This window comes from Fictibacillus gelatini DSM 15865, from assembly GCF_000430745.1.
GTDB lineage: Bacteria > Bacillota > Bacilli > Bacillales > Fictibacillaceae > Fictibacillus_A > Fictibacillus_A gelatini.
Window position 1 is genome coordinate 194,918 of the sequence record NZ_AUMP01000003.1, and the last position, 22,105, is coordinate 217,022.

Sequence of the window (22,105 nt, forward strand, 5' to 3'; positions counted from 1 at the left end):
GAAGAGAGGATATGGACAGGGGTTGTGATCAATGCATATATTGTCAGGAGAATTTGCGCTCGTTCTTTTAATCATTATAGGTTTAATTGGCAGGTCTCCGATTATTGCGACCGCGGCAAGTTTATTATTAGTATTGAAACTTACTTCATTAGAGCGTTTTTTTCCGGCAGTTGAACGGCGCGGAATGGAACTCGGTCTTCTATTTTTAACAATTTCTGTTTTAGTGCCTTTCGCCAGCGAGAAAATTAGTGGCAAGGATGTTATTGCGCTTGTTACGACACTTTCAGGAGTAGTAGCACTGGCTGGCGGGGCACTTGCGACATATATGAATGGAAAAGGGCTCGAAATGCTCAGGGTTGAACCTCAATTAATTGTTGGTCTTGTCGTGGGATCGATTATTGGCATTGTTTTTTTACGAGGAATTCCCGTCGGCCCTCTTATGGCAGCGGCTATTACTGCGTTATTAATGAAATTGATCTACCTTATAACAAAACTTTTTAATTAATTTGTTGGCACCCTTTTTTTAAAGAGAGTAGTTAAACGCTCTTTCTCTCCGGCTGCTCCTTTTTTTGTTTTTCCCGGCTTGATCATAAAAAACGCAAGGATCAACGTCAAGATGCATAAGCCTGCCATACTGAAAAAAACGGTCTTATGGGAAATTTTCATCAACCAGCTAAAAAGAGGCGGACCAAAAGCAACGCCAAGAAAACGAACGCTTCCATATAAAGAAGTAATCATCCCGCGTTCCGCTTTTTCTACAGCACCTGTAATTAGTGTATTTAAACAGGGGAGCAGAAGTCCCGTACCGATGCTTCCAATCGTGATCAGGCCGATCATAAGGTAAATTTGTTTAAAAAAGGAAACGGCGAACATAGAAGCTGTTAAAAGGACAAGGCCAGAAATCATAACTTTTCGAATAAGGGGTTTGTTTTGTTTAATTTTTGCGCCAGTAATGTACGATGTAACGACCATGCCCATAAGTGGAATAGCTAAAATGCTGCCCTTAAGAATGCCATCTACTTTAAAGATTGCTTCAAGAACATCCGACAAATAAAATAGAATGCCAAATAAAATAAATAAACCGGTTGAACCAACAAAAAAGGCGGGAATAAGCCATTTCCCTTTTTGTTTAAAAATTTTTTTCAAGGCGGTTAAATATTCCGGCAGCGGTTTTCCCTGTGCTTTTTTCTTTTCTTTAACTCCAAACCAAACAAAAAGGGCCAACAGAAAGCATAATACGGGAAACGTAAAAAATACCGCAAACCATGTGATAAGAGCAATCGAAGAACCGATGATTGGCGATAAAATTTTTCCAAAGCCGTTTGATGACTCGTTAATGCCAAGCGCCTTGCTTTCCTGTGCCCCGGAATATAGATCACCGATGAGAGCCATTGCAATTGGTGACGTGCCTGCCGCTCCTAATCCTTGAATTATTCTGCCAAGAAGAATGACGGAATAAGAATTGTCCATTAACCATGCGGCTAAACCTGAAATAATTCCGCCAATGCCGTAAACGATTAAAGAAGGAACAATAACGAGCTTTCGGCCAAATCGATCAGATAAGTAGCCAACAACAGGAATAATAATGCCTGCAGCGAGAGAGAACATAGTTATGATCAGGCTTACTTGAAATTGACTTAAGTGCAATTTCGCTTTCATTGTGGGAAGAACAGGTACTAACATAGAATTTCCCAAAACCATTACTAATGGGATCAAGCTAATGGCAATCATTGCCGAGATTCCTTGTTTTTCCGACATTTCACATACTTCCTCCAATAATTTAATGTCCCCCTTTTACCCTCTCCTTTAATATAGTTTTTATTCTGTAAGCACAGAAAAGCCGCGTTTAGCGGCAAGAATGATTATAGAGTTGTAGTAATCGTCCCGGATCTTTTATTAGGAAACGTATCATAGCGAAGGCCTCTTCGCAAACATTCTAAATTAATGGCATCGTCCATTTGAATGTTTCCGATATTGACATTCCTTCCCCAAAATCGGATTAAACCGATTTGTTGATTTTTTTGCGGAGCTTCCCAAATTAAATGTTTTCTTATTTTAGAAGGAATGTTTTTTTCAACGGCCGATAGGAACTCTATGCCGATGTCTCCTTTTTTATCATATATGCCAATATTTTCCCCGGATTCTCTTCCTTCTACAATAACGAAACAAGCTCCGCATTCAAGATCAGAATAAAGGGTTGTTTTTAGATCTTCGATGTCGAGGCAACTTCCATCTGCTTTCTTGCCACATTCCGTAATAACATTAAAGCCAAGCTTTGCAGCTTCTCTAATGATTTTGCATCGTTCAGAAAAAGGCAAATCAATCGTGCCGTCGGAAATCTCGATATATTCAAATCCGATATCTTTTAAGTGATGCAAATGCTCCATTAATACATCCTGTTGGTAGGCGAGTTCAAAAAGCGTGCCACCGGGGTATAAAATGACATCATGCTTTTTGGCGAGCAGCAATTTTTTTTGAAGCAATTCAGGTGGATAGAGCGCCATTGTACCAAAACCGAGTTTAATAAAATCAACATAAGAGCCGGCAAGTTGCAGAAGTTCTTCGAAAGCGACAAGACCAATGCCTTTGTCAATTAACATCGTTAAGCCAACATCGTTTAATTTGCCTGTTCTTTCTCCCGTTGGATCAATAAGCCGGGGATGGCAATTGCATGGTGGATGGGTCACAGCCATAATCCTCCTTATGGGTAAGTGTCTCTGAAACCATCCTATGCATGAAAATCAATCTGGGTTCATGACCTCATTGGCTCTTTTCTTTTTCTTTATCCAGTTCAATCGGATTTCCGCCAGAATGAAGATAGATATTCGGTTCTTTATCGCTATTGCCAAGAATGGCTATTTTAAGCCCATCTATATAGTGGGAGACAATATCGATGAAGTTTTGCTTTTCTCCTTCGTCATTTAATTGGCCGAAAATATATAGTTCTTGATTCTCTTTGTATAAAAAAGAAAGAAAACCTACTGCGTTGTTTTGTAAATCGACGACATTAATAATTTCTCCCTCATGATTCCGAAATTCCGGTTTAAAGAATAACAAATCAACATCTCCTTTCAAAAATAATATCTCCACATCTTATGATGGCTGGAATTCTCGCTCCCATTCATGGAATAAAAGCAGTTTGGAAGGTAAACATTAACCTTTAAAAAGAAAGCTATAAATTACTTTTTAGGAGAAGGAATTAAATAATGGAAAAAAACTGTTTTTATTGTGATTATGAACTTGAGGAAGGAAAACAACACATTGTTGCCTTTTTTAAAAATGGAATGGAACAAGAAAAGCCGCTTTGTGATGTTTGTTATGCCGAGTGGCTTGAAGGAATGAAGGAATAAAATGTCATGATATGGATAAAAAAAAACGCTTTACACATCATACACAAATGAACAATTTATTTTATTCAAGGAGGGCTTTAGCCAATGGACAAGCAAACTGAAAAAAAGATTGAAACCGTTGCCAAACAAGCTGTTAACGTTGAGTTAGCTCAGGAAATCGGGCATTTGAAAAATCAAATCCAACAACTGCAACAATCGCTATCCAGCATGCAACAGCAAAAATCTCAACAAATGAGTCCAAGTGCAGGACAGTCCCAGCAGCCAATGGGTCAAAATGCAGGGCAGCCTCAGCAACAAATGAACCAGCTTTTGCAGCAAATCCAACAATTCTCTAGCCAGGCACAACAGCAGCAGCAACAAACCGATCAACAATTGCAACAATGTATCCAGCAGGCGATTCAAGCCTTAAATCAAGGAATGCAATATGTACAATCCAATCAATTGCTCTTTCAAATGAATCAGGCCATTTCTCAGGCGCATCAGCAATTTAATCAATTAAGCGGCCAGCAAGGAATGGGAGCTCAGCAGGGTCAAATGGGAGGCCAGCAAGGAATGGGGGCTCAGCAGGGCCAAATGGGGAACCAACAGGGACAGGCCGCTGGAGGCGGACAACAACAGCAGCTCTTTCAATAACTTAGAAAAATCGAATATAGATAAGGTGAAAAAAGTAATCGATCTTCTTTTATTACTTCACCATCTTTTTCGAAAGTTATAAATAACGAACCCTAAAAGGCGCACTTACATGCAGCTTTTAGGGTTTTTTTTGCAAATGCAAACCACACTCCGTCTTTGCAAATCCTGACCAGCGACCTGCACGAAAATCACTATTTGAATCTACAGCAACGGTACAATGTTTACAACCAATGCTCGGATATCCTTGATCGTGCAGCTCATTATACGGTAATTGAAAAAGCGAAATATAATTCCAAACATCTACCCACGTCCAATGGATAAGCGGACATATTTTTATAGAAGAAAATTTATGATCTTTATTGACAAATTGGACGGCCGCGCGTGCTGGAGACTGCTCTCTCCTTAATCCGGAAATCCAGGCGTTAAAGTTGGAGAGGACGTTAGCAAGAGGCTCTAGCTTTCGGAGCTTGCAGCATAAATCAGGATTCGATTTCCATAGGTCTTTTCCATATTGATGATGTTGTGCATCTAGAGAAAGCTGTGGTTCAATTCGTTTGATTTGGAGTGAAGGATACTTTTCTTTCATTTTTTCAATTAATTCGTACGTCTCTTTAAAATGAACATTTGTATCCAAGAATATAATTTTCGCATCGGGACGAATTTTGCTGATCATATCGGTCAGAACGATGCCTTCCGCCCCAAAACTGCACGCATAAATAAGATCATCATTAAACTCTTCATATGCCCATTTCAAAATATCCATTGCATCTTTTTTAGACAAAAGACCGTTCAGCTGTTTTAGTCGTTCATTCGATAGCTGGTGGTACGATAAATTGGATTTACTCATTTCATTCCACCTCTAATCCATTCAATATAATTATAGATATATGCCTATTTTGATAAAAGGGTGCCTGTTTGAATTTATATGTTATAATCTTGTACAGGAAAATAGAATGAAGGAAACCGGGGATAACGATGCCATATAACGTAAAACTGGACGCATTTGAAGGTCCGCTTGATCTTCTCCTCCATTTAATTAACACGTATGAAATTGATATTTATGATATACCGGTTGCGGTCATCTCAGAGCAATATATGAACTATATTCATACAATGAAAGAATTAAAGCTTGATGTTGCGAGTGAATACCTTGTGATGGCCGCGACACTTCTTGCAATAAAAAGCAAAATGCTTTTGCCTAAACAGGAAGCAGATCCAATCGATCAGCAAATGGGCTTTGAGGTGGAAGAAGACCCGAGGGAAGATTTAGTGAACCGTCTTATTGAATATCGGAAATTTAAGCAAGCGGCTTTACATCTTAAAGAAAAGGAAGCTGCACGAAGTTTAGTCTATACGAGAGAACCGGCGGACTTATCCGCTTTTGGAAAAAATGAAGAAACGGTTAATCCTGTTTCAAATGTAACGATTTATGACATGCTGGAAGCTATGCAAAAACTATTCGCAAAAAAAGAGAAAAATTTGCCAAAGAGAACAACGATTGAACGACAAGAAATTCCGATTGAACTTCGTATGAGTCAAATTATCAACGAATTGCGGCTTGAAAATGGGAGAAAACGATTTTCAGAGCTTTTTCATCATCATAATAAAGAACATATGGTTGTTACTTTTTTAGCAATCTTAGAATTAATGAAAACAAAAGAAATAACGTGTAACCAGGATGGGAATTTTAGTGAAATATTTATTAGTGTAACAGGGGAGAAATGAGTTTGAACGATGCAGTTGAGACAAAAGCAATTATAGAAGGGTTACTGTTTGTTTCGGGAGAAGAAGGAATTGATCGGAAGCAAATCGCGGATGTATTGGAAATAGATATACATATCGTTGATGATTTGCTAAGTGAATTAAAAGAAGAGTACGAATCGAAGAAACGAGGCTTTAAGATTATAGAAGTGGCAGGAGTATTTCAATTTGTCACTAAACCAGAGCATGCCCGTTTCTATGAACGGCTCGTTTCAACGCCTCAGCATGCGACATTATCACAGGCTGCACTTGAGACATTGGCGATTATTGCTTATAAACAACCGATTACGAGAACAGAAATTGAAGAAGTCCGCGGGGTGAAAACGGAAAAGCCACTTTCCACTCTTTCAGCTAAAGGATTAATTAAAGAAGTTGGAAGGGCGGAAGGAACAGGAAGAGCCATTTTATACGGAACGACAAAAGCGTTCCTCGATCATTTTGGCTTAAAATCAATTGAAGAACTCCCGCCGCTTCCTGAAAACGTCAACGAACAATCGATTGAAGAAGCCGATTTATTTTTCTCGAAGTTTAAGGAAACAATTGAATGAGAAAGAAAAAAATGGGGTTTCCCTTGAAATAAAGGGAAATCCTTTTATTTTTTTGTTTTAGTGGAAAACTATACAGAAGATGAAATATTTGGAGGGTCAGCGATGCCTGTATTTCTCTCTGTTCAAACAGAAAATTTACCCTATTCATTAACGCAAGAAACGGCCTTAAAATTTGCACGGTCACTTTTTCAACATCAGTTTAAAGATATTGAAAGGCTTTTGACCATTTTTCAAAATGGAGAAATTGAATCCCGTTACTTTGCCATGCCGCTGGAGTGGTTTGAGTCCGCACATTCTCTGGAAGAGAAAAACGAGTTATATATAGAGAACGCAACCCAATTTGGCGTCAGGGCAATAGAAAAATGTTTGCTTCGATCAGGACATTTGCAATCCGCGATTTCCCCTGAGGAAATTGATGCGATTTTCTTTATTTCAAGTTCCGGTTTTTCGACTCCGAGTATTGAAGCGCGGATTATGAACAAATTACCCTTTTCCAACCATACGAAGCGAATTCCGATCTGGGGACTTGGATGTGCCGGAGGAGCTTCCGGGTTTTCAAGAGCGTATGAATATTGTTTAGCGTATCCGAAGAGTAATGCCCTCGTCCTTAGTGTTGAGCTTTGCAGCCTGACATTTCAACATGATGATAAATCAAAAAGCAATCTTGTCGGAACATCCCTGTTTGCAGATGGAGTCGGATGTGCATTAATCTGTGGGGACGAATCTGATTTAATCAAGCACTCAAAGCTCGGGGCAATTCCTGCAATTTTTGATACGATGTCAACCCTTATGCCGAATTCGGAAGATGTGATGGGGTGGAACGTTAAAAATAACGGCTTATATGTAGTCTTTTCACGGGATATTCCTTCGATAATAACGAAGTGGCTGAAACCAAATGTTGATCAATTATTAGAAAAACATCAGTTAGATGAAAAAATGATTGATCATTTTATCGTTCATCCAGGGGGAAAAAAGGTGCTTGATGCATACGTTGGCGCAATTGGAATCAATGAGGAAAAACTGTCCATTTCGAAGGAAGTATTAAAACACCATGGAAATATGTCGTCAGCCACAATCTTTTATTGTCTTAAACGATTTATGGATAAAGTATGCGAAAAAGGTCAAATGGGCTTGATCGGGGCATTAGGACCCGGGTTTTCTTCTGAATTGTTACTTGTCAGGTGGGTATAGGAGGGAATATTCGATGTGGTTTAATCTTTTTTTCCTATTCGTCATCATCCAACGTGTTGCCGAGCTATTCCTTGCAAGACGCAATGAAATGAAAATGCGAGCAAAAGGGGCGATCGAAGTAGGGCGAGCCCACTATAAATGGATCGTTATGTTGCATATCGCTTTTTTCCTATCGTTATGGTTTGAGGTCACCGTTTTTCGCCGAACGCCGCCGGGATGGTGGCCGATTCCGTTCACTTTATACATAATAGCACAAATGTTGAGAATCTGGACCATTTCATCTCTCGGTCCTTATTGGAATACAAAGATTATTATTCTGCCGGGAGCATCCGTTATCGCAAAGGGGCCATATCTCTATTTACGCCATCCGAATTACCTCGTGGTGTGTATCGAAATTATTGTCATTCCGCTACTCTTTCAAGCTTATTTCACCGCTATTTTATTTACGGTGTTCAACGCCTCTCTCTTATCCATCCGCATTCCAGAAGAAGAAAGAGCGCTTGAAGAAGCGACAAATTATAAATATCAATTTTCGAAAAAAAGAAGATTTCTTCCAGGAAGCGAATAGGAGATAGAATTCGTTATCATAACGATCCTTATTTTGCATAAACTTGTACAAAACGCTTAAGGACGGGATACAATATGTTCTTTCAATCGAAAAAGGTGAAAATGTCGATTGTAATTCTTCTTTTCGTGCTGCTAGTGCCCGCAAAGACAAAAGCGGTTGGTCCTGGTGTATCTGCACGGGCTGCCGTATTAATGGAACAAGAATCAGGAAGAGTGCTTTTCGGAAAAGAAGAACACCGTCCAATGCGGATTGCGAGTATAACAAAGATTATGACAGCAATCATCGCAATTGAATCCGGTAAAATGTCGGACAAGGTAAAAATAAGCGAGAAAGCAACAAGAACGGAAGGTTCCTCACTTTATTTAACGCCAGGGGAACGTGTACCATTGAGGGACTTAGTTTATGGCCTTATGCTACGTTCGGGAAATGATGCGGCCGTGGCGATTGCTGAACATGTCGGGGGAAGCGTCGAAGGATTTGAACTTTTGATGAATCAAAAGGCGCGGGAGATCGGAATGGAAGATACGAATTTCCGCAATCCGCACGGGTTGGATGATCATGAAGATCATTATTCAAGCGCTTATGATATGGCTCTTCTGACAAGATATGCAATGAATAATAAGGAGTTTAGAAAAATATCGTCAACGAAAGTGTATCGGTCACATCAAGAAGGAGAAAAATGGGACAGAATTTGGAAAAACAAAAATAAAATGTTAAAGTTGTACCGCTATTCAACAGGAGGCAAAACAGGATTTACGAAACGGGCGAAACGAACGCTTGTTTCCACAGCAAAAAAAGACGGGATGGGGTTAATCGCAGTGACCCTTGATGATCCAAATGATTGGGAAGATCATGAAAATTTATTTAATTGGGGCTTTCAAACATATGACCTTACAACAATTGTAAAAAAAGGAGTCATCGACGGCATTCGATTAAAACAATATGAAAATAAAATTGAAGCGAACCGAACCTTTCAATATCCACTGATGAAGGATGAACGGAAACTTGTGAAAACCGCCATCACATTGTACCGTCCTCCTAAAGATGGAAAGTGGCAGGGAGGCATACCTAAACCGATTGGGAGAATGCAAATTACCCTTAATTCCGACGAAATAGGAAATTTGCCGTTATACTATGAAGGAAAAGGCCAGGTGAAAGAAGAGAAAAAGGGGCTTTGGAACACGATTAAACATTTTTTAAATCAATTATTTGTTATTCGAGTAGGGGATTAAAGAAAATGGTGAATTACATATGGGTTGCCATGATGGTCATTGGTTTTATAGTAGCGATGTTTAACGGGACGATGGATAAAGTAAATGAAGCCGTCTTCAAAGGGGCCGAAGAAGCGGTTACGATTAGTTTTGCGATGATCAGTATTTTAGTATTCTGGCTCGGATTGATGAAAATTGCGGAAAAAGGCGGACTACTCGTTGTTCTTGCTAATTTGTTCCGGCCGATTGTAAAGCGTATTTTTCCGGACGTTCCTCCGGAACACCCGGCATTAGGCTATATTTTGTCAAATATGGTCGCCAATCTTTTTGGGCTTGGAAATGCAGCAACGCCGATGGGAATAAAAGCGATGGAACAGTTAAAAAAATTAAACGGTGATAAAAATGAAGCAAGCCGTTCGATGATCACGCTGCTGGCAATCAATACGTCGAGCATCACACTTATCCCTACAACTATTATTGCCATTCGGATGAAGTTTGGTTCAGAGAGCCCGACAGACATTGTTGGGCCAACGTTAATAGCAACAGCTTTCTCAACAGTGGGGGCACTCTTGATTGACCGGTTTTTTTATTATCGTTCGAAAAAGAGGAGGGAATAGAACATGAGTTTAATCAATTCATTTTCGATATGGTTTGTTCCTTTTCTAATCGGATTTATTCTTCTCTATGGAACGATAAAAAAAGTACCGACATATGAGGCTTTTGTTGAAGGTGGAAAAGAAGGGTTTTCCATGGCCATTTCTATCATTCCATTTCTCGTTGGCATGCTTGTCTCCATTTCCGTTTTCCGGGCGTCGGGGGCACTCGATTTAATGTTAAACTTTTGCAAGCCGTTATTTGATCGGCTGCACATTCCAGGTGAAGTTGTTCCTCTCGCCTTAATGCGGACCATTTCAGGGAGCGGGGCACTTGGAATGACTTCCGATTTAATTGCAACATACGGGCCGGATTCGTTTATCGGAAGGCTTGCTTCTACGATTCAAGGAAGTACAGATACGACGTTTTATGTCTTAACGGTTTACTTTGGCGCGGTTGGGATCCGCAAGATGGGATATGCGGTTAAAGTAGGGCTTTTCGCTGATTTAATTGGATTCATTTCCTCGTGTATCGTTGTTTCACTCCTATTTTCATAAGTTCAAAACGTTACCAATTTCGCAGGTAACGTTTTTTTGTTTGCAAATACGTTAACAATGGATAATAGAAATGAAAACTTGAATTCTTGAGAATTGAAGATAGAGAAGGTATCATGTAAAAGAGGTGAAAGCATGGAACGTTTACAAAAAGTAATTGCACAAAGTGGAGTGACTTCCAGAAGGAAAGCTGAAAACTTAATATTGGAAGGTAAAGTGAAAGTCAATGGGAAGGTCGTCAAAGAACTCGGGACAAAAGTCTCCGGAAAAGATCGTATCGAGGTGAATGGGATCCAAATTGAGCGAGAGGAGCCCGTTTATTTTTTGTTGTACAAGCCCCAGGGTGTTATTACAGCAGTTTCTGATGATAAAGGAAGGCCGGTCGTGACGGATTTTTTCAAAGACATCGTCAATCAGCGCATCTTTCCGGTCGGGCGGCTCGATTATGATACATCGGGTGTACTCATTATGACGAATGATGGTGAATTCGCTAATCTTCTCATGCACCCGAAATATAAAGTGGACAAAACATACATAGCGAAAGTAGAAGGAATTCCTTTGAAGGAAACATTAAAAAAATTGGAAAAAGGAGTCGTTTTAGATGATGGAAAAACGGCACCGGCAAAAGCAAAACTGCGTTCAGCAGATCGAAAAAAACAGACGGCTATCATTGAACTTGTCATTCACGAAGGAAAAAACAGGCAGGTTCGCCGAATGCTTGAGCATGTCGGCCACCCTGTAATCAAATTAAAACGCGAACGGTACGCCTTTTTGGACGTTAAAGGATTAAACCCCGGTGAGTTTCGTGTACTGACGGCGCATGAAGTAAAACAACTTCGAAATCAAGCTGTCACACAACCGTCAAAAAAAGATGTTTCGAAGAGATAATTTAACGTTATAGTAAAATTGGAACAATAGGGACAGGGTGATTGACATGAATAAAAAAACGCGGTTGCTATTTCGCTCACTCATTCTTTTAATAATCGTTTGTGCAGTCAGTTATACAATTTATAAAAGTTTGACGAAAGATGATGTTGCTACTGTCGGGGATCAGGCACCGAATTTCGTATTGACCGATTTAAATGGGCACAAGGTAAAACTTTCAGATTTTAAAGGGAAGGGCGTTTTTTTAAATTTCTGGGGGACATGGTGTGAACCATGCAAACAAGAAATGCCGGATATGGAGAAGCTATATTCTGAATATAAGAAAAAAGGTGTCGAAATATTGGCCGTTAATGTCGGGGAATCGAACGTTGCGGTGAAAGATTTTAAGTCAGAATATAAGTTAACTTTTCCGATAGTGAATGATAAAACAGGGGATGTTGTGGAAGCTTACGGTATTGATCCTCTTCCGACAACTGTTTTAGTAGATAAAAACGGTAAAATTATTAAAAAGACAAGTGCGTCTCTGCCGTATGATACGATCAAGCAATTTATGGAAATGATAAAACCGTAACGGGGTGTTCATATGAAGGCAATCAAGTGTGAATGTGGTCATGAAAATCCGTACGGAACTGAATTTTGTGCCGCATGCGGCAAGCCTTTTAAGGGCGGAGATTCAGACCAGTTGATCAATATGCGCTATGAAGGTAGTGCCATTCGATCGAAAACATACAACAAAACAATCATTGATAAAATATGGAACTTTTTTTCCTCTGTAAAAGTCGGTGTCACAATTATTTTTATCATTCTTGTCGCTGCGGCAATCGGATCGATTTTTCCGCAACAAGAGTACATACCGTCAAACGCGGACCCTGCTACATATTATGAGGACAGATACGGGATATTCGGAAAAATTTATTATTTACTTGGGTTTGAAAACTTATATGGTTCGTGGTGGTTCATCACTTTGTTAGCGGCTCTCGGTTTATCGATCATTGTGGCAAGTATCGACCGTGGTGTGCCTCTTTATAAGTCATTGAAAAATCAGCGAGTGACAAGACATGAAAATTTCCTCAAAGGACAGCGGCTAGTAAGCATCACTCCTGGCAGTATCCCGTTTGAGCATATTAAAGGTGCATTAATAAAAAATCGTTATAAAGTACGAGAAGAAAACGGAAATATACTGGCGGAAAAAGGGCGATTTTCCAGATGGGGGGCCTACGTTAATCATACCGGCCTTATCATTTTTCTTGTCGGTGCGATGCTGCGCTTTTTTCCGGGCATGTACATCGATAAAGTTGTATGGATCAAAGAAGGAGAAACGGCAGCCATCCCCGGAACCAATAACGAATATTATTTGAAAAATAATAATTTTATTCTTCAAACGTATAGCAAAAACGACAAACAGTATAAGGCAGCGCTCCAAAAGGCCGGCGAAGTTCCAAAAAACTACGAGAGCAAAATCACACTCTATCGGGCGAAAAGCAAGCCAGTCATTGGCGAACTGCCGAAGCTCGAAAAAATAAAAGATGGACAAGCGAAGGTCAATCATCCTTTTAAATTCAGTCATTACGGAATCTATCAGTCTTATTACAGGCAAGGCGAATTGGATAAAATGAAATTTAACCTCGTCAATAAAAAAACGGGAAAAGCGTACGGTCCAATGACGGTTGATTTAAATAATCCAAAAACTGAGTATGATTTAGGTCATGGTGTGGAAGTGAAATTATCGAGATATTATCCAAATTTTTATTTTGATGAGAAGGGACTCCCTGCTTCGAGAAACAAGTCGCCGGAAAATCCAGCCTTTGTGTTTGACTTTAAAACACCGGAAACACCTGACGGAGAACGTTCATTGGTCGCTATTCAGCAAACCATTGAAGCGAATAAACAGCAAGCAAACAAATATAAAATGAAGTTTGCCGGTGTAGAAATGAAAGATGTTTCAGGGCTTACTGTGAAAAAAGATTTAACGTTGCCGATCATCATTGTAGGCGCTGCCATCTTTATGCTTGGAGTCGTCCAGGGACTGTATTGGAACCATCGGCGAATTTGGATACGTCAGAAAGACAATGAAACATGGCTGGCGGCTCATACAAATAAAAACTGGTTTGGCTTCAAAAAGGAAATTCAAAAGATTTCTGATGAAACGGGATTAATAATGCCTGTAGATAAGGTTGAACCAAAACGTTCATAAGCCAATAGGAGGGTATTATGGCTGGGATTAGTAGTACATTACTTTACTGTGCATTTATCATTTATTTAATTGCAACCTTTGTTTTTGCGATGTCGATCTCAGACAAAAAAGGGCGTGAAAAAGGAGCGGCGTACATTAAACGATGGGGGAGAATAGGATATACAATAGCCATCATCGGATTTATTTGTCAACTCGGCTATTTTATTACTCGCTGGATTGCGAGCGGACATGCTCCTGTAAGCAATTTGTTTGAATTTACAACATTTTTTGGAATGATGATGGTATTTGCCTTTATCATTATTTATGCAATTTATAAAACAAATGTACTCGGGGTATTTGCAATGGCAATTGCGCTTTTAGTCATTGCCTATGCAAGCATGTTCCCGCGTGACATTTCTCCGCTGATTCCGGCACTGCAAAGTGATTGGCTGAAAATTCATGTGACGACGGCGGCACTTGGTGAAGGGATTTTATCTATCAGTTTTGTTGCAGGACTTATTTACTTAATCTTAACCGTTGACCAAAAAGTTTCAACAGCGAAGACGAAATGGTTGGAATTCATTATGTACTGTCTTCTTTGTATTGTTGGCTTTATTATTGTGACAATCATTTCTCAAAGCATAGGGACGAAAGAAGAATTTTCGTGGAAAGCATGGAAGGACGGACAAAGAGTAGAACAAACAATCACATACGAACTTCCGGTACTGATTGGCCCGCCTGACGGAAAGCTGCTGACAAAAGGCGGCTATGAGCCGTTCGTTCATGCCCCATCCTGGATGAAAGGAGAAGAGGCCCCGAAAAAGCTAAATACATTTATTTGGTCATTGCTCTCGGGGGCAGTGCTTTATGGCCTATTGCGTTTGATTCTTCGGAAGCGCATTGCGGCAGCTATTCAACCGAAGCTGGCGAATATGAATGATGACCTCGTAGATGAAATCAGCTATCGTGCGGTTGCGATTGGGTTCCCTGTTTTTACGCTCGGAGCGTTAATATTTGCAATGATTTGGGCGCAAAAGGCATGGACTCGTTTTTGGGGCTGGGATCCGAAAGAAGTCTGGGCACTTATCACCTTTTTATTCTATGCAGCCTACATTCACTTGCGTTTAAACAAAGGATGGCACGGGGAAAAATCGGCCTGGCTATCCGTAATCGGGTTTCTAATCATTGCCTTTAACTTAATCGCGGTCAATCTCGTTCTTGCCGGACTGCACTCCTATGCGTAAGCTTACAAAACCCTTCACAGAGGTGAAGGGTTTTGTAGTATCTACTAACTTCATGTAAAATAAAATTGGAAAATAGTCAATAATGGGGGAATCGTTGTGGAAAAAGAAGCAAAAATTCTCGTGGTTGATGACGAGGAACGAATTCGCAAGCTATTAAAAATGTATTTAGAGCGGGAACATTATGAGGTCCATGAAGCTGAAAACGGCGAAGATGCTCTGGAACTGGCACTTTCAATCAATTATGACCTTATCTTGCTTGATCTCATGATGCCGGGAATGGACGGAATTGAGGTTTGTGAACAATTACGAAAGAAAAAAGCCACTCCTGTTATTATGTTAACGGCAAAAGGGGAAGAAATGAACCGAATTCAAGGGTTTGAGGCTGGAACGGATGATTATATCGTCAAGCCATTCAGCCCGAGGGAAGTGGTCCTTCGAGTAAAAGCTTTATTGAGGCGGTCTTCCTCTACAAAGTTTTTGCAAACGGAAACAGTGACAAAAAATGTTATTGTATTCCCGCATTTAACGATTGACCATGATGCCCACCGCGTATTGGCCAGTGGAAAAGAAGTGAATCTTACACCGAAGGAATATGAGCTTCTTTACTATTTAGCAAAAACACCTGATAAAGTATATGCCCGTGAACAATTGCTGAAAGACGTTTGGAATTATGAGTTTTTTGGTGATTTACGAACAGTCGATACGCATGTAAAACGGCTCCGTGAAAAATTAAATAAAGTGTCGCCGGAGGCGGCTTCCATGATCGCAACGGTCTGGGGAGTGGGGTATAAGTTTGAGGCGGCAGAAGAATAATGCTTTGGAGAAGTGTAGTAGGGAAATTATGGGCGACCATCATTCTTCTCGTAGCCGTCGTCCTGTTCATGTTATCCATTCTTTTAACGCAGTTTTTCAGCAACTTTTATGAAAAGCAGGCCAGGGATCAATTAACGCATATTACCGAAAAAATTAATGATATGATTAAAAACTATGGCAACCGCGACGAAGCGCTCAGGATCACATGGGAAATAGTTGACGCTTCATCCTTAAATGCGATGGTAGTGATGGATAATGGGAACTTTTATTCACCTCCTTCCAGCAAAAAAAATGAACCTAATTTGCCAAAATCGGTATTTTTAAAAAACAAAACATTGGCTTCCGTTTATAAAAAAGGGAAAAAAGTGATTGAACAGGGTGACTTCCCGGTGATCCAAAATGGGAAGGAAATCCATAACCACGTTTTAATTGTTGGCCTACCTATCAAACAGTCCAATGGGGAAACAGGTGCCGTATATGTCTACCAATCATTGCAAAACATTAAGGAAAGCACAACCCATACAACACTATTTATTTTTCTGGCTGCAGGTATTGCCATTATTTTAACTACGATCTTTGCCTTTTTCCTTTCAACAAGGGTTACAGCCCCTCTCCGTAAAATGAGGGAAGCGGCTTTTCATATTGCAAAAGGTGAATTTGATATGAAAGTTCCGATGCTTACTCATGATGAGATCGGGGAGCTGGCGATGGCGTTTAATCGGATGGGAAGACAGTTGAAAACGTTTATTACCGCACTGAATCAAGAAAAAGAGCAGCTATCTGGAATATTAAGCTCAATGGCTGACGGTGTCATAACAATCGACAGGAAAATGGACATTCTCGTGACGAATCCACCTGCACAACAGTTTTTACAAACGTGGAAATATGAACATGGAGCGGAAATAGAAGGTTCGGACGGTTTACCTGCGGAAATGAATGAGTTATTTGAACGAGTCGTTACCCTTGAAAAAGAGCAGTTTCTCGAAATTGCCATACAGGGAAGGTATTGGGTTGTCGTCATGACACCTCTTTACAATAAGCAATTTGTCCGCGGAGCCGTCGCCGTTTTGCGTGATATGACAAAAGAACGACAAATGGATAAACTAAGAGATGATTTTATCGCCAATGTTTCACACGAATTACGAACACCCATTGCGATGCTCCAGGGTTACAGTGAAGCGATCGTAGATGATATTGCAGAATCAGAGGAGGAAAAAAAGGAGATCGCACAAATCATTTATGATGAATCCCTGAGAATGGGACGTCTTGTGAATGAGCTTCTTGATTTGGCAAGATTAGAATCCGGACAAATGAAATTGCATCTCGATCATGTATCGATCGGGACCTTTATTGAACGTGTCGTCCGCAAATTTTACGGGCTGGCTAAGGACAAGGAAATTGCTTTATCTTATGAGATTAGCGAGTTTGAAGATCAAATTATGATCGATCCGGATCGAATTGAACAAGTTTTGACGAACTTAATCGATAATGCCATTCGGCATACTCCAAACAATGGGTTTGTAAAAGTTTTTGTTCGATCTGAGGAAAACGGCGTTAAAATCGATGTACAAGATAACGGTTCAGGAATCCCGGGTGAAGACCTCCCATTTGTATTTGAACGTTTTTATAAGGCGGATAAGGCGCGAACACGTGGAAAAAAAGGCGGAACCGGTTTAGGCCTGGCGATTGCTAAAAATATCGTTGAAGCACATGGAGGGCAAATTACCGTTCACAGCAAATGGACGGAAGGTACGACATTTTCTTTCTTTTTGCCTCGAAACATAGAAGAATAACTGTTATTTTCCCGTTTTTTCTTGTTCCATACGAAACAAAAGTGAAAGAATCCGGTCATTTTTCATCCATCCTTTTCATACAATAGTAAAGTTATTGCAATTTACCGTATGGGAGGATGTTATGGAGTACGTCAAACGATTTTTTGTCGTAATCATGATCACACTTTGCATTGGTATATTATTTATCGGCGGAAGAGGAGGCTTTGCCGGCAAACTAAATAAACAGGAATTGCCCGCTCCGCCTCCGCAATTTACAAAACTAATGGTGAATCAACCGGAGGCGCTACATATTGTGTGATAGAAGTAGCCGGCTACCACCCTTTTAGCTTGAATGGAATTGACAATGATTATCATAGTTACTAAAATAAAAGAGTAGAGTAAAGAAAAAACCCTTCGATGATGAAGGGTTTTTTTAAAAGCTTATTCAAATTTCAAAGGATCACCGTCAAATGGTTCATCAGCTACTTTGATGGAATCTGTAGGACAGCCTTCAAAAGCATCCTGCATATCATCTAATAATACATCAGGAATTTCTACAATTCCCTGGTTATCATCTAGCGTTACATAAGCAATTCCTTCATCATCATAATCATAAATATCCGGCGCTGCGGCCCCACAGGCCCCACAAGCAATACATGTTTCTTTGTCTACAATTGTGTACTTTGGCATAATGCTTACCTCCTTATAAAGTTGGAAACAACAGAAAAATCCATTTTCATAACTGCAAAAATCAATTATACAATTATATTGTAAATTTTCTCCCCTTACTTTTCAATAGGAAATCCGGCGATTTTCACACTTATATTTATTCCACTCGCCTGGAGATAATAACCTCTTATATATACGTTCCTCTTCTTGTTTGCTACAATAGTTTCTATAGAAGGTGATTGTATGAATGTTACCTGTTTTTTAACCTTATATGTATTGAAACAATTCAATGGTGAAAGAAGTGCCCGAGGGGCTTTTCACCTTTTAAAAGGGAAGAAAAATGCACAAACATTGGCGGATGCAAAGCTGTTTGACGTGAGCCATGTTTTTGGAGCGTGCAATTTCATCACTGATTCTACATTTCAGCAAATGATAGATAACTTGAGCAATGATCGTTCTATTGAAGAAATATCAAACAACAGTTATAGGCTAACGGCTTGTGGCGAAGAGAAACTTGCAAGTTTTTTGAAGGAAGCGGATTATATAAAACAATTAAACGGTTTAAAGTATTCCCCAATGGAGAACAAGTTCTGGCAACTCGTAATGCTATATGTCCAATGCATTTCAAATATGGTAAGAAAAGAAAATCAGTTTTTGCCGGTTTCTAGTGATCCGGCTATCTTCTCCCTTGTCAAAAAGCAGTTTCCTGTTACATATAATGAGAGAGTATGGACGGCTAACCAATTATTGAAAGAATTAAGCGAACTGCTTACCGGGGTACATGAAAAAAGTGCCGGGATTTTTGTTCTCCGGTTAAGCCGTTATAAACGAATCGGGTTGACAATTAGACAAGTTGCCCATTTTATGAAGCTGGAAGAAGATGAAACATTATTGCGGTTTAAGGCTGTTTTGCATCATATCATGTTCTCCTGTTTTGAGTGGCCCGATCGGTATCCGGTTCTGTTTCGTTTATTAAACGGTGTGGCATTGAAAGAGTCTCTGACATTATCGGCAAAAAAGACGTTAGAGTGGTTAAATCGCGGAAAGCCGCTAGAAGAGATTATGAAAATCAGGAATTTAAAAAGAAGTACAATCGAGGATCATATCGTCGAAATTGCGATGCATGACCCTCATTTTCCGATTGAAGAATATGTGTCGGTTGAAGAACAAAAGGCTATTTTACATGTATACGAGCGGCTCAAAACAAGAAGATTAAAACGGATCAAGGACGAGCTTGAAACGATATCATACTTTAAAATACGGATGGTCATTGGAAGGGTCGGTGTTGAGAAAGATGCAGTTGGAGAGGCTTCTGAAAAGCCATTTCGGATTTAATTCGTTCCGAAAAGGGCAACGAGAAATAATCGAAGATGTCCTCGAAAAAAAAGATGTTCTTGCTATGCTCCCGACAGGAGCAGGAAAGTCACTCTTATATTTGTTGCCCGGATACATTTTCGACGGCTCGATTTTAATCGTTTCCCCATTATTGTCACTCATGGAAGATCAGGTTGAGCAACTAAAAAAAGCGGGAGAGAAGCGGGTCGTTGCTATTAATAGCTTTATGGATCCGGGTGAAAGAAGCCGGGTGCTCCATCAATTATCGAAATTTAAGTTCATTTATGTTTCGCCGGAAATTTTGCAATCCCCCTTTCTTATGAACAAGCTCATTCATATGAAAATTTCATTGTTCGTCGTTGATGAAGCGCATTGTATATCACAATGGGGGCATGAATTTAGACCACATTATTTAAGCTTGAGCGAAGCGAGAAGAAAACTCGGCTCCCCTCCCTGTCTTGCTTTAACGGCAACAGCGACTGAGGAGGTCAGGGAAGATATTAAGAAACAATTAGAAATGAAAAACGTGGTTTGTCATATACATAGTGTGGATAGAGAAAATATTACGTTTATCGTTGAGCCGTTCTTCACTTGCGATGAAAAAATGGAGCGGGTTAAAGAGCTGGCGAAAATCTTAAAAGGACCGGGTATCATCTATACGTCAACAAGAGCCTGGGCTGAGAATCTGTCGGCATTTTTGATGGAATCCAATCAATTGAAAGTTGCTGCCTATCATGGGGGCATGGAAACTCATGATCGATTGCTCATTCAAAAGCAATTTTTAAACGGCCAACTTGACTGTATATGCGCAACAAATGCGTTTGGGATGGGAATTAATAAGCCAAATATACGTTATGTTATTCATTTTCATCCACCGGCCAACATGGAAGCCTATGTCCAGGAAATTGGACGTGCAGGCCGGGATCAATGCCCGAGTGTTGCTATTTTGCTTTATAATGAAGGAGATAAAGAGATTCCTTCTCTTCTCATTGAACATGAATTTCCTGATGAAAACCAATTAATTGAATTAATCCAAGCAGCTTCTTTAATGGATAAAGAGCGCTTTTTACAGTGGTTGGAAGGTTATGGCATAAGTTCGACGGCAAAAAGGTTTATCGAATTTCAATTTGAACAAGAAAAAATGTTCAATCGGGAAGAAAAAACGAAAGAACAGTTAGCCATTGTATTTCAGACGATCCTTAACCATATCCAAAAACGAAAACAGTATAAATTGAACAAACTGGATGAAATGTTCCATTGGATAGTGAAAAAAGAGTGTAAGCGAAGAGGAATTTTAAAAGCGTTTGGCGAACATTTGACATATAAAAATAAAAATTGCTGCACGATCTGTGAGGCAACCATTCAACCCTTTTTAAACCATAAAAAACGAGAACCCGATTCTTTTTTTCAATGGGAAAAAGAATTGCATTATATTTTTTCTCGTGTAACGTAGATGTAACGGGAGGCGGATTTTAGTGGGGAAACAACATGACCAGGCGGACTTGCTACGTTCCAAAATGAGCGAAAATAAAGTAGCAGGGGAATCGAAATTGCCTTCTCGAAAAGAATACCATAGCCAATTGAGGAAAAAACGGCGTAAAAAATTGGATCAATCGGAAAGCGGGGAAAAAAAACAAAAGATGCCGCTTTCGCGAATTCTTTTGTTTTGCTTCCTCGTTCTCGTCCTTTTAACATTAACGTATCAATATTGGTCCCCTCATTTATTAAACCCGGCAGGAGGGAATAATGATACGGAAATTGAGGAAGTGAATATTGAACCAGATTAAAAACGACTGATTTTGCGGCTAACCGCTTACAAATACGGCGATGAAAGTGCGGAATGAATCATAAATGATGTGCATACGTATAAACAGGGGGTTATACATATGAATGCGTCAAATTGGAAGATCGATCCGTATATGACGGAAGTAAGCAAAGTGGTGCTCAAGAATCTCGTAAGAAAAAAAGAAGAGAAAGATAGGTTTGAGCGCTTAGCGCAAAAATGGTCTTTTGCCATGTTTTTAGTTGGCCTCGGAACATTTTTGTACCTTTTTTTGGTTATATGGCCGAAAGTACTGGTACAGCATGTGAATCTTGTCTATATGTTAATGAGCGATAAAGTGATCATGGGGGCTATCTTTCTCTACGGCTTATCGCTATTCCAATTCAGCTTTTACAAGAAAAAACATAAGAAAGCGGACGAAGAATTTGAATTAGTGAGAAATGATGTGATTGAACGTGGAGATGAATTATGGTCGGAACCGGAACAGTGGAAAAATCGGCATCATATATTAGCCTTTATGAAATCGGAGTATAACATCAATATTTATCATAAATAAAATTAAGATAAACAGGGACAGCCGAAAAACATGTTCGTTTCTCTGGAATGTTTTTTATTATTAATGACTACAAATCGGTCATCGATTGTGTCGATGCGTCCAAATGCGATGGTCTCATGTGTAATTGTGGAGTAAACTTCAACGGGAAGCCCAAGCCTTTTATTATAATCAAGCTCCGTATTTAAGACGAGAGATTTTGTTTTAAGTTTGGTTATCGTCATGCTGCTTCCTCTCCATTTCTTTAATTTTTATTAACTTACTTTAATGATAAGCGAAACTGACAATTTTTTCAACAATTGATTTTGAAATATTCACATAATTTTTCGTCCTGCGGGCAGGATTTTTAGAAAAACAGCGGAATAAAGAAATAAATTGGTTAAAAAATGTTTTTAGTTGCAACATTGAAGGACAAGTTTTACAATGTTTTTAATATTAAAGTCAAGATGATTGAAAAATGATCGTTTT

The 22,105-nt window shown here is 39.6% G+C and carries 27 protein-coding genes; 21 read left to right on the forward strand and 6 right to left on the reverse strand.

Annotated elements, in window-relative coordinates; all coding sequences use genetic code 11:
- Positions 1-37: 37 nt before the first annotated feature.
- Positions 38-505: a DUF441 domain-containing protein gene (locus H538_RS0106445; RefSeq protein WP_026676903.1), complete on the forward strand. Its 468-nt coding sequence runs from the start codon at positions 38-40 to the stop codon at positions 503-505.
- On the opposite strand, the gene H538_RS0106450 is transcribed toward H538_RS0106445, so the two are convergent.
- The 3 genes from H538_RS0106450 to H538_RS23270 form a co-directional block, all read right to left on the reverse strand.
- Entirely contained in the window at positions 502-1,758 is a 1,257-nt protein-coding gene (locus H538_RS0106450; RefSeq protein WP_026676904.1) for an MFS transporter, read from the reverse strand. The genes H538_RS0106445 and H538_RS0106450 overlap by 4 nt on opposite strands.
- A gap of 104 nt (positions 1,759-1,862) precedes the next feature.
- Positions 1,863-2,687 (reverse strand): phosphosulfolactate synthase, encoded by an 825-nt coding sequence (gene comA, locus H538_RS23265; RefSeq protein ID WP_051291340.1) that lies wholly within the window; start codon positions 2,685-2,687, stop codon positions 1,863-1,865.
- 73 nt (positions 2,688-2,760) lie between these two features.
- The gene (locus H538_RS23270) at positions 2,761-3,075 is read right to left on the reverse strand and encodes a hypothetical protein (protein WP_035350233.1); all 315 of its coding nucleotides are present in this window, start codon (positions 3,073-3,075) and stop codon (positions 2,761-2,763) included.
- Positions 3,076-3,206: 131 nt separating this feature from the next.
- On the opposite strand from H538_RS23270, the gene H538_RS26430 reads away from it, so the two are divergent.
- Together H538_RS26430 and H538_RS0106470 are read left to right on the forward strand one after the other, a co-directional pair.
- The gene (locus tag H538_RS26430) at positions 3,207-3,350 is read left to right on the forward strand and encodes a hypothetical protein (protein ID WP_169729198.1); all 144 of its coding nucleotides are present in this window, start codon (positions 3,207-3,209) and stop codon (positions 3,348-3,350) included.
- A gap of 84 nt (positions 3,351-3,434) precedes the next feature.
- Positions 3,435-3,983, forward strand: a complete 549-nt coding sequence (locus H538_RS0106470) for a hypothetical protein (RefSeq protein ID WP_026676905.1) — start codon at positions 3,435-3,437, stop codon at positions 3,981-3,983.
- A gap of 118 nt (positions 3,984-4,101) precedes the next feature.
- On the opposite strand, the gene H538_RS0106475 is transcribed toward H538_RS0106470, so the two are convergent.
- Positions 4,102-4,830, reverse strand: coding sequence for a phosphoadenylyl-sulfate reductase (locus tag H538_RS0106475; protein WP_026676906.1), 729 nt, complete (start codon positions 4,828-4,830; stop codon positions 4,102-4,104).
- Positions 4,831-4,958: 128 nt separating this feature from the next.
- Here H538_RS0106475 and H538_RS0106480 point away from each other — a divergent pair, with 128 nt between their 5' ends.
- The 14 genes from H538_RS0106480 to H538_RS26015 all read left to right on the forward strand — a co-directional run bounded on the left by H538_RS0106480 (position 4,959) and on the right by H538_RS26015 (position 17,616).
- Positions 4,959-5,708, forward strand: a complete 750-nt coding sequence (locus H538_RS0106480) for a segregation/condensation protein A (RefSeq protein WP_026676907.1) — start codon at positions 4,959-4,961, stop codon at positions 5,706-5,708.
- Positions 5,709-5,710: 2 nt separating this feature from the next.
- A complete protein-coding gene (gene scpB, locus H538_RS0106485; RefSeq protein ID WP_407636377.1) occupies positions 5,711-6,292 on the forward strand; it encodes an SMC-Scp complex subunit ScpB in 582 nt (193 codons plus the stop codon).
- Between the two features lie 102 nt (positions 6,293-6,394).
- Entirely contained in the window at positions 6,395-7,483 is a 1,089-nt protein-coding gene (locus tag H538_RS0106490; RefSeq protein WP_026676909.1) for a type III polyketide synthase, read from the forward strand.
- Between the two features lie 13 nt (positions 7,484-7,496).
- Positions 7,497-8,051, forward strand: coding sequence for an isoprenylcysteine carboxyl methyltransferase family protein (locus tag H538_RS0106495; RefSeq protein WP_026676910.1), 555 nt, complete (start codon positions 7,497-7,499; stop codon positions 8,049-8,051).
- A gap of 74 nt (positions 8,052-8,125) precedes the next feature.
- A complete protein-coding gene (locus H538_RS0106500; RefSeq protein ID WP_026676911.1) occupies positions 8,126-9,283 on the forward strand; it encodes a D-alanyl-D-alanine carboxypeptidase family protein in 1,158 nt (385 codons plus the stop codon).
- A 5-nt stretch (positions 9,284-9,288) separates the two neighbouring features.
- On the forward strand, positions 9,289-9,879 hold the full coding sequence (locus H538_RS0106505) for a nucleoside recognition domain-containing protein (protein ID WP_026676912.1): 591 nt from the start codon (positions 9,289-9,291) through the stop codon (positions 9,877-9,879).
- A gap of 3 nt (positions 9,880-9,882) precedes the next feature.
- On the forward strand, positions 9,883-10,413 hold the full coding sequence (locus H538_RS0106510) for a spore maturation protein (protein WP_026676913.1): 531 nt from the start codon (positions 9,883-9,885) through the stop codon (positions 10,411-10,413).
- 132 nt (positions 10,414-10,545) lie between these two features.
- Positions 10,546-11,298 (forward strand): pseudouridine synthase, encoded by a 753-nt coding sequence (locus H538_RS0106515; RefSeq protein ID WP_026676914.1) that lies wholly within the window; start codon positions 10,546-10,548, stop codon positions 11,296-11,298.
- Between the two features lie 46 nt (positions 11,299-11,344).
- Positions 11,345-11,866 (forward strand): thiol-disulfide oxidoreductase ResA, encoded by a 522-nt coding sequence (gene resA, locus H538_RS0106520; RefSeq protein ID WP_026676915.1) that lies wholly within the window; start codon positions 11,345-11,347, stop codon positions 11,864-11,866.
- Positions 11,867-11,878: 12 nt separating this feature from the next.
- Positions 11,879-13,489, forward strand: coding sequence for a cytochrome c biogenesis protein ResB (resB, locus tag H538_RS0106525; protein WP_026676916.1), 1,611 nt, complete (start codon positions 11,879-11,881; stop codon positions 13,487-13,489).
- A gap of 17 nt (positions 13,490-13,506) precedes the next feature.
- Positions 13,507-14,712: a c-type cytochrome biogenesis protein CcsB gene (gene ccsB / locus H538_RS0106530; protein ID WP_026676917.1), complete on the forward strand. Its 1,206-nt coding sequence runs from the start codon at positions 13,507-13,509 to the stop codon at positions 14,710-14,712.
- A 96-nt stretch (positions 14,713-14,808) separates the two neighbouring features.
- Complete coding sequence (locus H538_RS0106535; protein ID WP_026676918.1) at positions 14,809-15,525, forward strand: response regulator transcription factor; 717 nt, start codon at positions 14,809-14,811, stop codon at positions 15,523-15,525.
- On the forward strand, positions 15,522-17,318 hold the full coding sequence (locus H538_RS0106540) for an ATP-binding protein (RefSeq protein WP_026676919.1): 1,797 nt from the start codon (positions 15,522-15,524) through the stop codon (positions 17,316-17,318). The genes H538_RS0106535 and H538_RS0106540 overlap by 4 nt, the downstream gene beginning before the upstream one ends.
- Positions 17,319-17,439: 121 nt before the next feature.
- Complete coding sequence (locus H538_RS26015) at positions 17,440-17,616, forward strand: hypothetical protein (RefSeq protein ID WP_154657916.1); 177 nt, start codon at positions 17,440-17,442, stop codon at positions 17,614-17,616.
- A 122-nt stretch (positions 17,617-17,738) separates the two neighbouring features.
- On the opposite strand, the gene H538_RS0106550 is transcribed toward H538_RS26015, so the two are convergent.
- Complete coding sequence (locus H538_RS0106550; protein WP_026676920.1) at positions 17,739-17,987, reverse strand: ferredoxin; 249 nt, start codon at positions 17,985-17,987, stop codon at positions 17,739-17,741.
- A gap of 222 nt (positions 17,988-18,209) precedes the next feature.
- Between H538_RS0106550 and H538_RS25035 the strand changes: the two genes are divergently transcribed.
- From H538_RS25035 to H538_RS0106570, 4 genes are all read left to right on the forward strand, one after another.
- Positions 18,210-19,301: a YpbB family protein gene (locus H538_RS25035; RefSeq protein WP_051291342.1), complete on the forward strand. Its 1,092-nt coding sequence runs from the start codon at positions 18,210-18,212 to the stop codon at positions 19,299-19,301.
- On the forward strand, positions 19,261-20,754 hold the full coding sequence (locus H538_RS0106560; protein ID WP_026676921.1) for a RecQ family ATP-dependent DNA helicase: 1,494 nt from the start codon (positions 19,261-19,263) through the stop codon (positions 20,752-20,754). Before H538_RS25035 ends, H538_RS0106560 begins: the two co-directional genes overlap by 41 nt.
- A gap of 22 nt (positions 20,755-20,776) precedes the next feature.
- Complete coding sequence (locus H538_RS0106565) at positions 20,777-21,088, forward strand: hypothetical protein (protein WP_026676922.1); 312 nt, start codon at positions 20,777-20,779, stop codon at positions 21,086-21,088.
- 99 nt (positions 21,089-21,187) lie between these two features.
- Entirely contained in the window at positions 21,188-21,640 is a 453-nt protein-coding gene (locus tag H538_RS0106570) for a DUF2663 family protein (protein WP_026676923.1), read from the forward strand.
- Between the two features lie 2 nt (positions 21,641-21,642).
- Here the strand turns inward: H538_RS0106570 and H538_RS0106575 are convergent, their stop codons facing one another.
- Positions 21,643-21,861 (reverse strand): hypothetical protein, encoded by a 219-nt coding sequence (locus H538_RS0106575; RefSeq protein ID WP_026676924.1) that lies wholly within the window; start codon positions 21,859-21,861, stop codon positions 21,643-21,645.
- Positions 21,862-22,105: the final 244 nt, after the last annotated feature.

Coding starts and splice junctions, on each gene's coding strand:
- H538_RS0106450 (WP_026676904.1), bottom strand. CDS start 1,758: ATGTCGGAAAAACAAGGAATCTCGGCAATGATTGCCATTAGCTTGATC.
- H538_RS26430 (WP_169729198.1), top strand. CDS start 3,207: ATGGAAAAAAACTGTTTTTATTGTGATTATGAACTTGAGGAAGGAAAA.
- H538_RS0106470 (WP_026676905.1), top strand. CDS start 3,435: ATGGACAAGCAAACTGAAAAAAAGATTGAAACCGTTGCCAAACAAGCT.
- H538_RS0106475 (WP_026676906.1), bottom strand. CDS start 4,830: ATGAGTAAATCCAATTTATCGTACCACCAGCTATCGAATGAACGACTA.
- H538_RS0106480 (WP_026676907.1), top strand. CDS start 4,959: ATGCCATATAACGTAAAACTGGACGCATTTGAAGGTCCGCTTGATCTT.
- H538_RS0106490 (WP_026676909.1), top strand. CDS start 6,395: ATGCCTGTATTTCTCTCTGTTCAAACAGAAAATTTACCCTATTCATTA.
- H538_RS0106495 (WP_026676910.1), top strand. CDS start 7,497: ATGTGGTTTAATCTTTTTTTCCTATTCGTCATCATCCAACGTGTTGCC.
- H538_RS0106500 (WP_026676911.1), top strand. CDS start 8,126: ATGTTCTTTCAATCGAAAAAGGTGAAAATGTCGATTGTAATTCTTCTT.
- H538_RS0106505 (WP_026676912.1), top strand. CDS start 9,289: ATGGTGAATTACATATGGGTTGCCATGATGGTCATTGGTTTTATAGTA.
- H538_RS0106510 (WP_026676913.1), top strand. CDS start 9,883: ATGAGTTTAATCAATTCATTTTCGATATGGTTTGTTCCTTTTCTAATC.
- H538_RS0106515 (WP_026676914.1), top strand. CDS start 10,546: ATGGAACGTTTACAAAAAGTAATTGCACAAAGTGGAGTGACTTCCAGA.
- resA (WP_026676915.1), top strand. CDS start 11,345: ATGAATAAAAAAACGCGGTTGCTATTTCGCTCACTCATTCTTTTAATA.
- resB (WP_026676916.1), top strand. CDS start 11,879: ATGAAGGCAATCAAGTGTGAATGTGGTCATGAAAATCCGTACGGAACT.
- ccsB (WP_026676917.1), top strand. CDS start 13,507: ATGGCTGGGATTAGTAGTACATTACTTTACTGTGCATTTATCATTTAT.
- H538_RS26015 (WP_154657916.1), top strand. CDS start 17,440: ATGGAGTACGTCAAACGATTTTTTGTCGTAATCATGATCACACTTTGC.
- H538_RS0106550 (WP_026676920.1), bottom strand. CDS start 17,987: ATGCCAAAGTACACAATTGTAGACAAAGAAACATGTATTGCTTGTGGG.
- H538_RS25035 (WP_051291342.1), top strand. CDS start 18,210: ATGAATGTTACCTGTTTTTTAACCTTATATGTATTGAAACAATTCAAT.
- H538_RS0106560 (WP_026676921.1), top strand. CDS start 19,261: ATGCAGTTGGAGAGGCTTCTGAAAAGCCATTTCGGATTTAATTCGTTC.
- H538_RS0106570 (WP_026676923.1), top strand. CDS start 21,188: ATGAATGCGTCAAATTGGAAGATCGATCCGTATATGACGGAAGTAAGC.
- H538_RS0106575 (WP_026676924.1), bottom strand. CDS start 21,861: ATGACGATAACCAAACTTAAAACAAAATCTCTCGTCTTAAATACGGAG.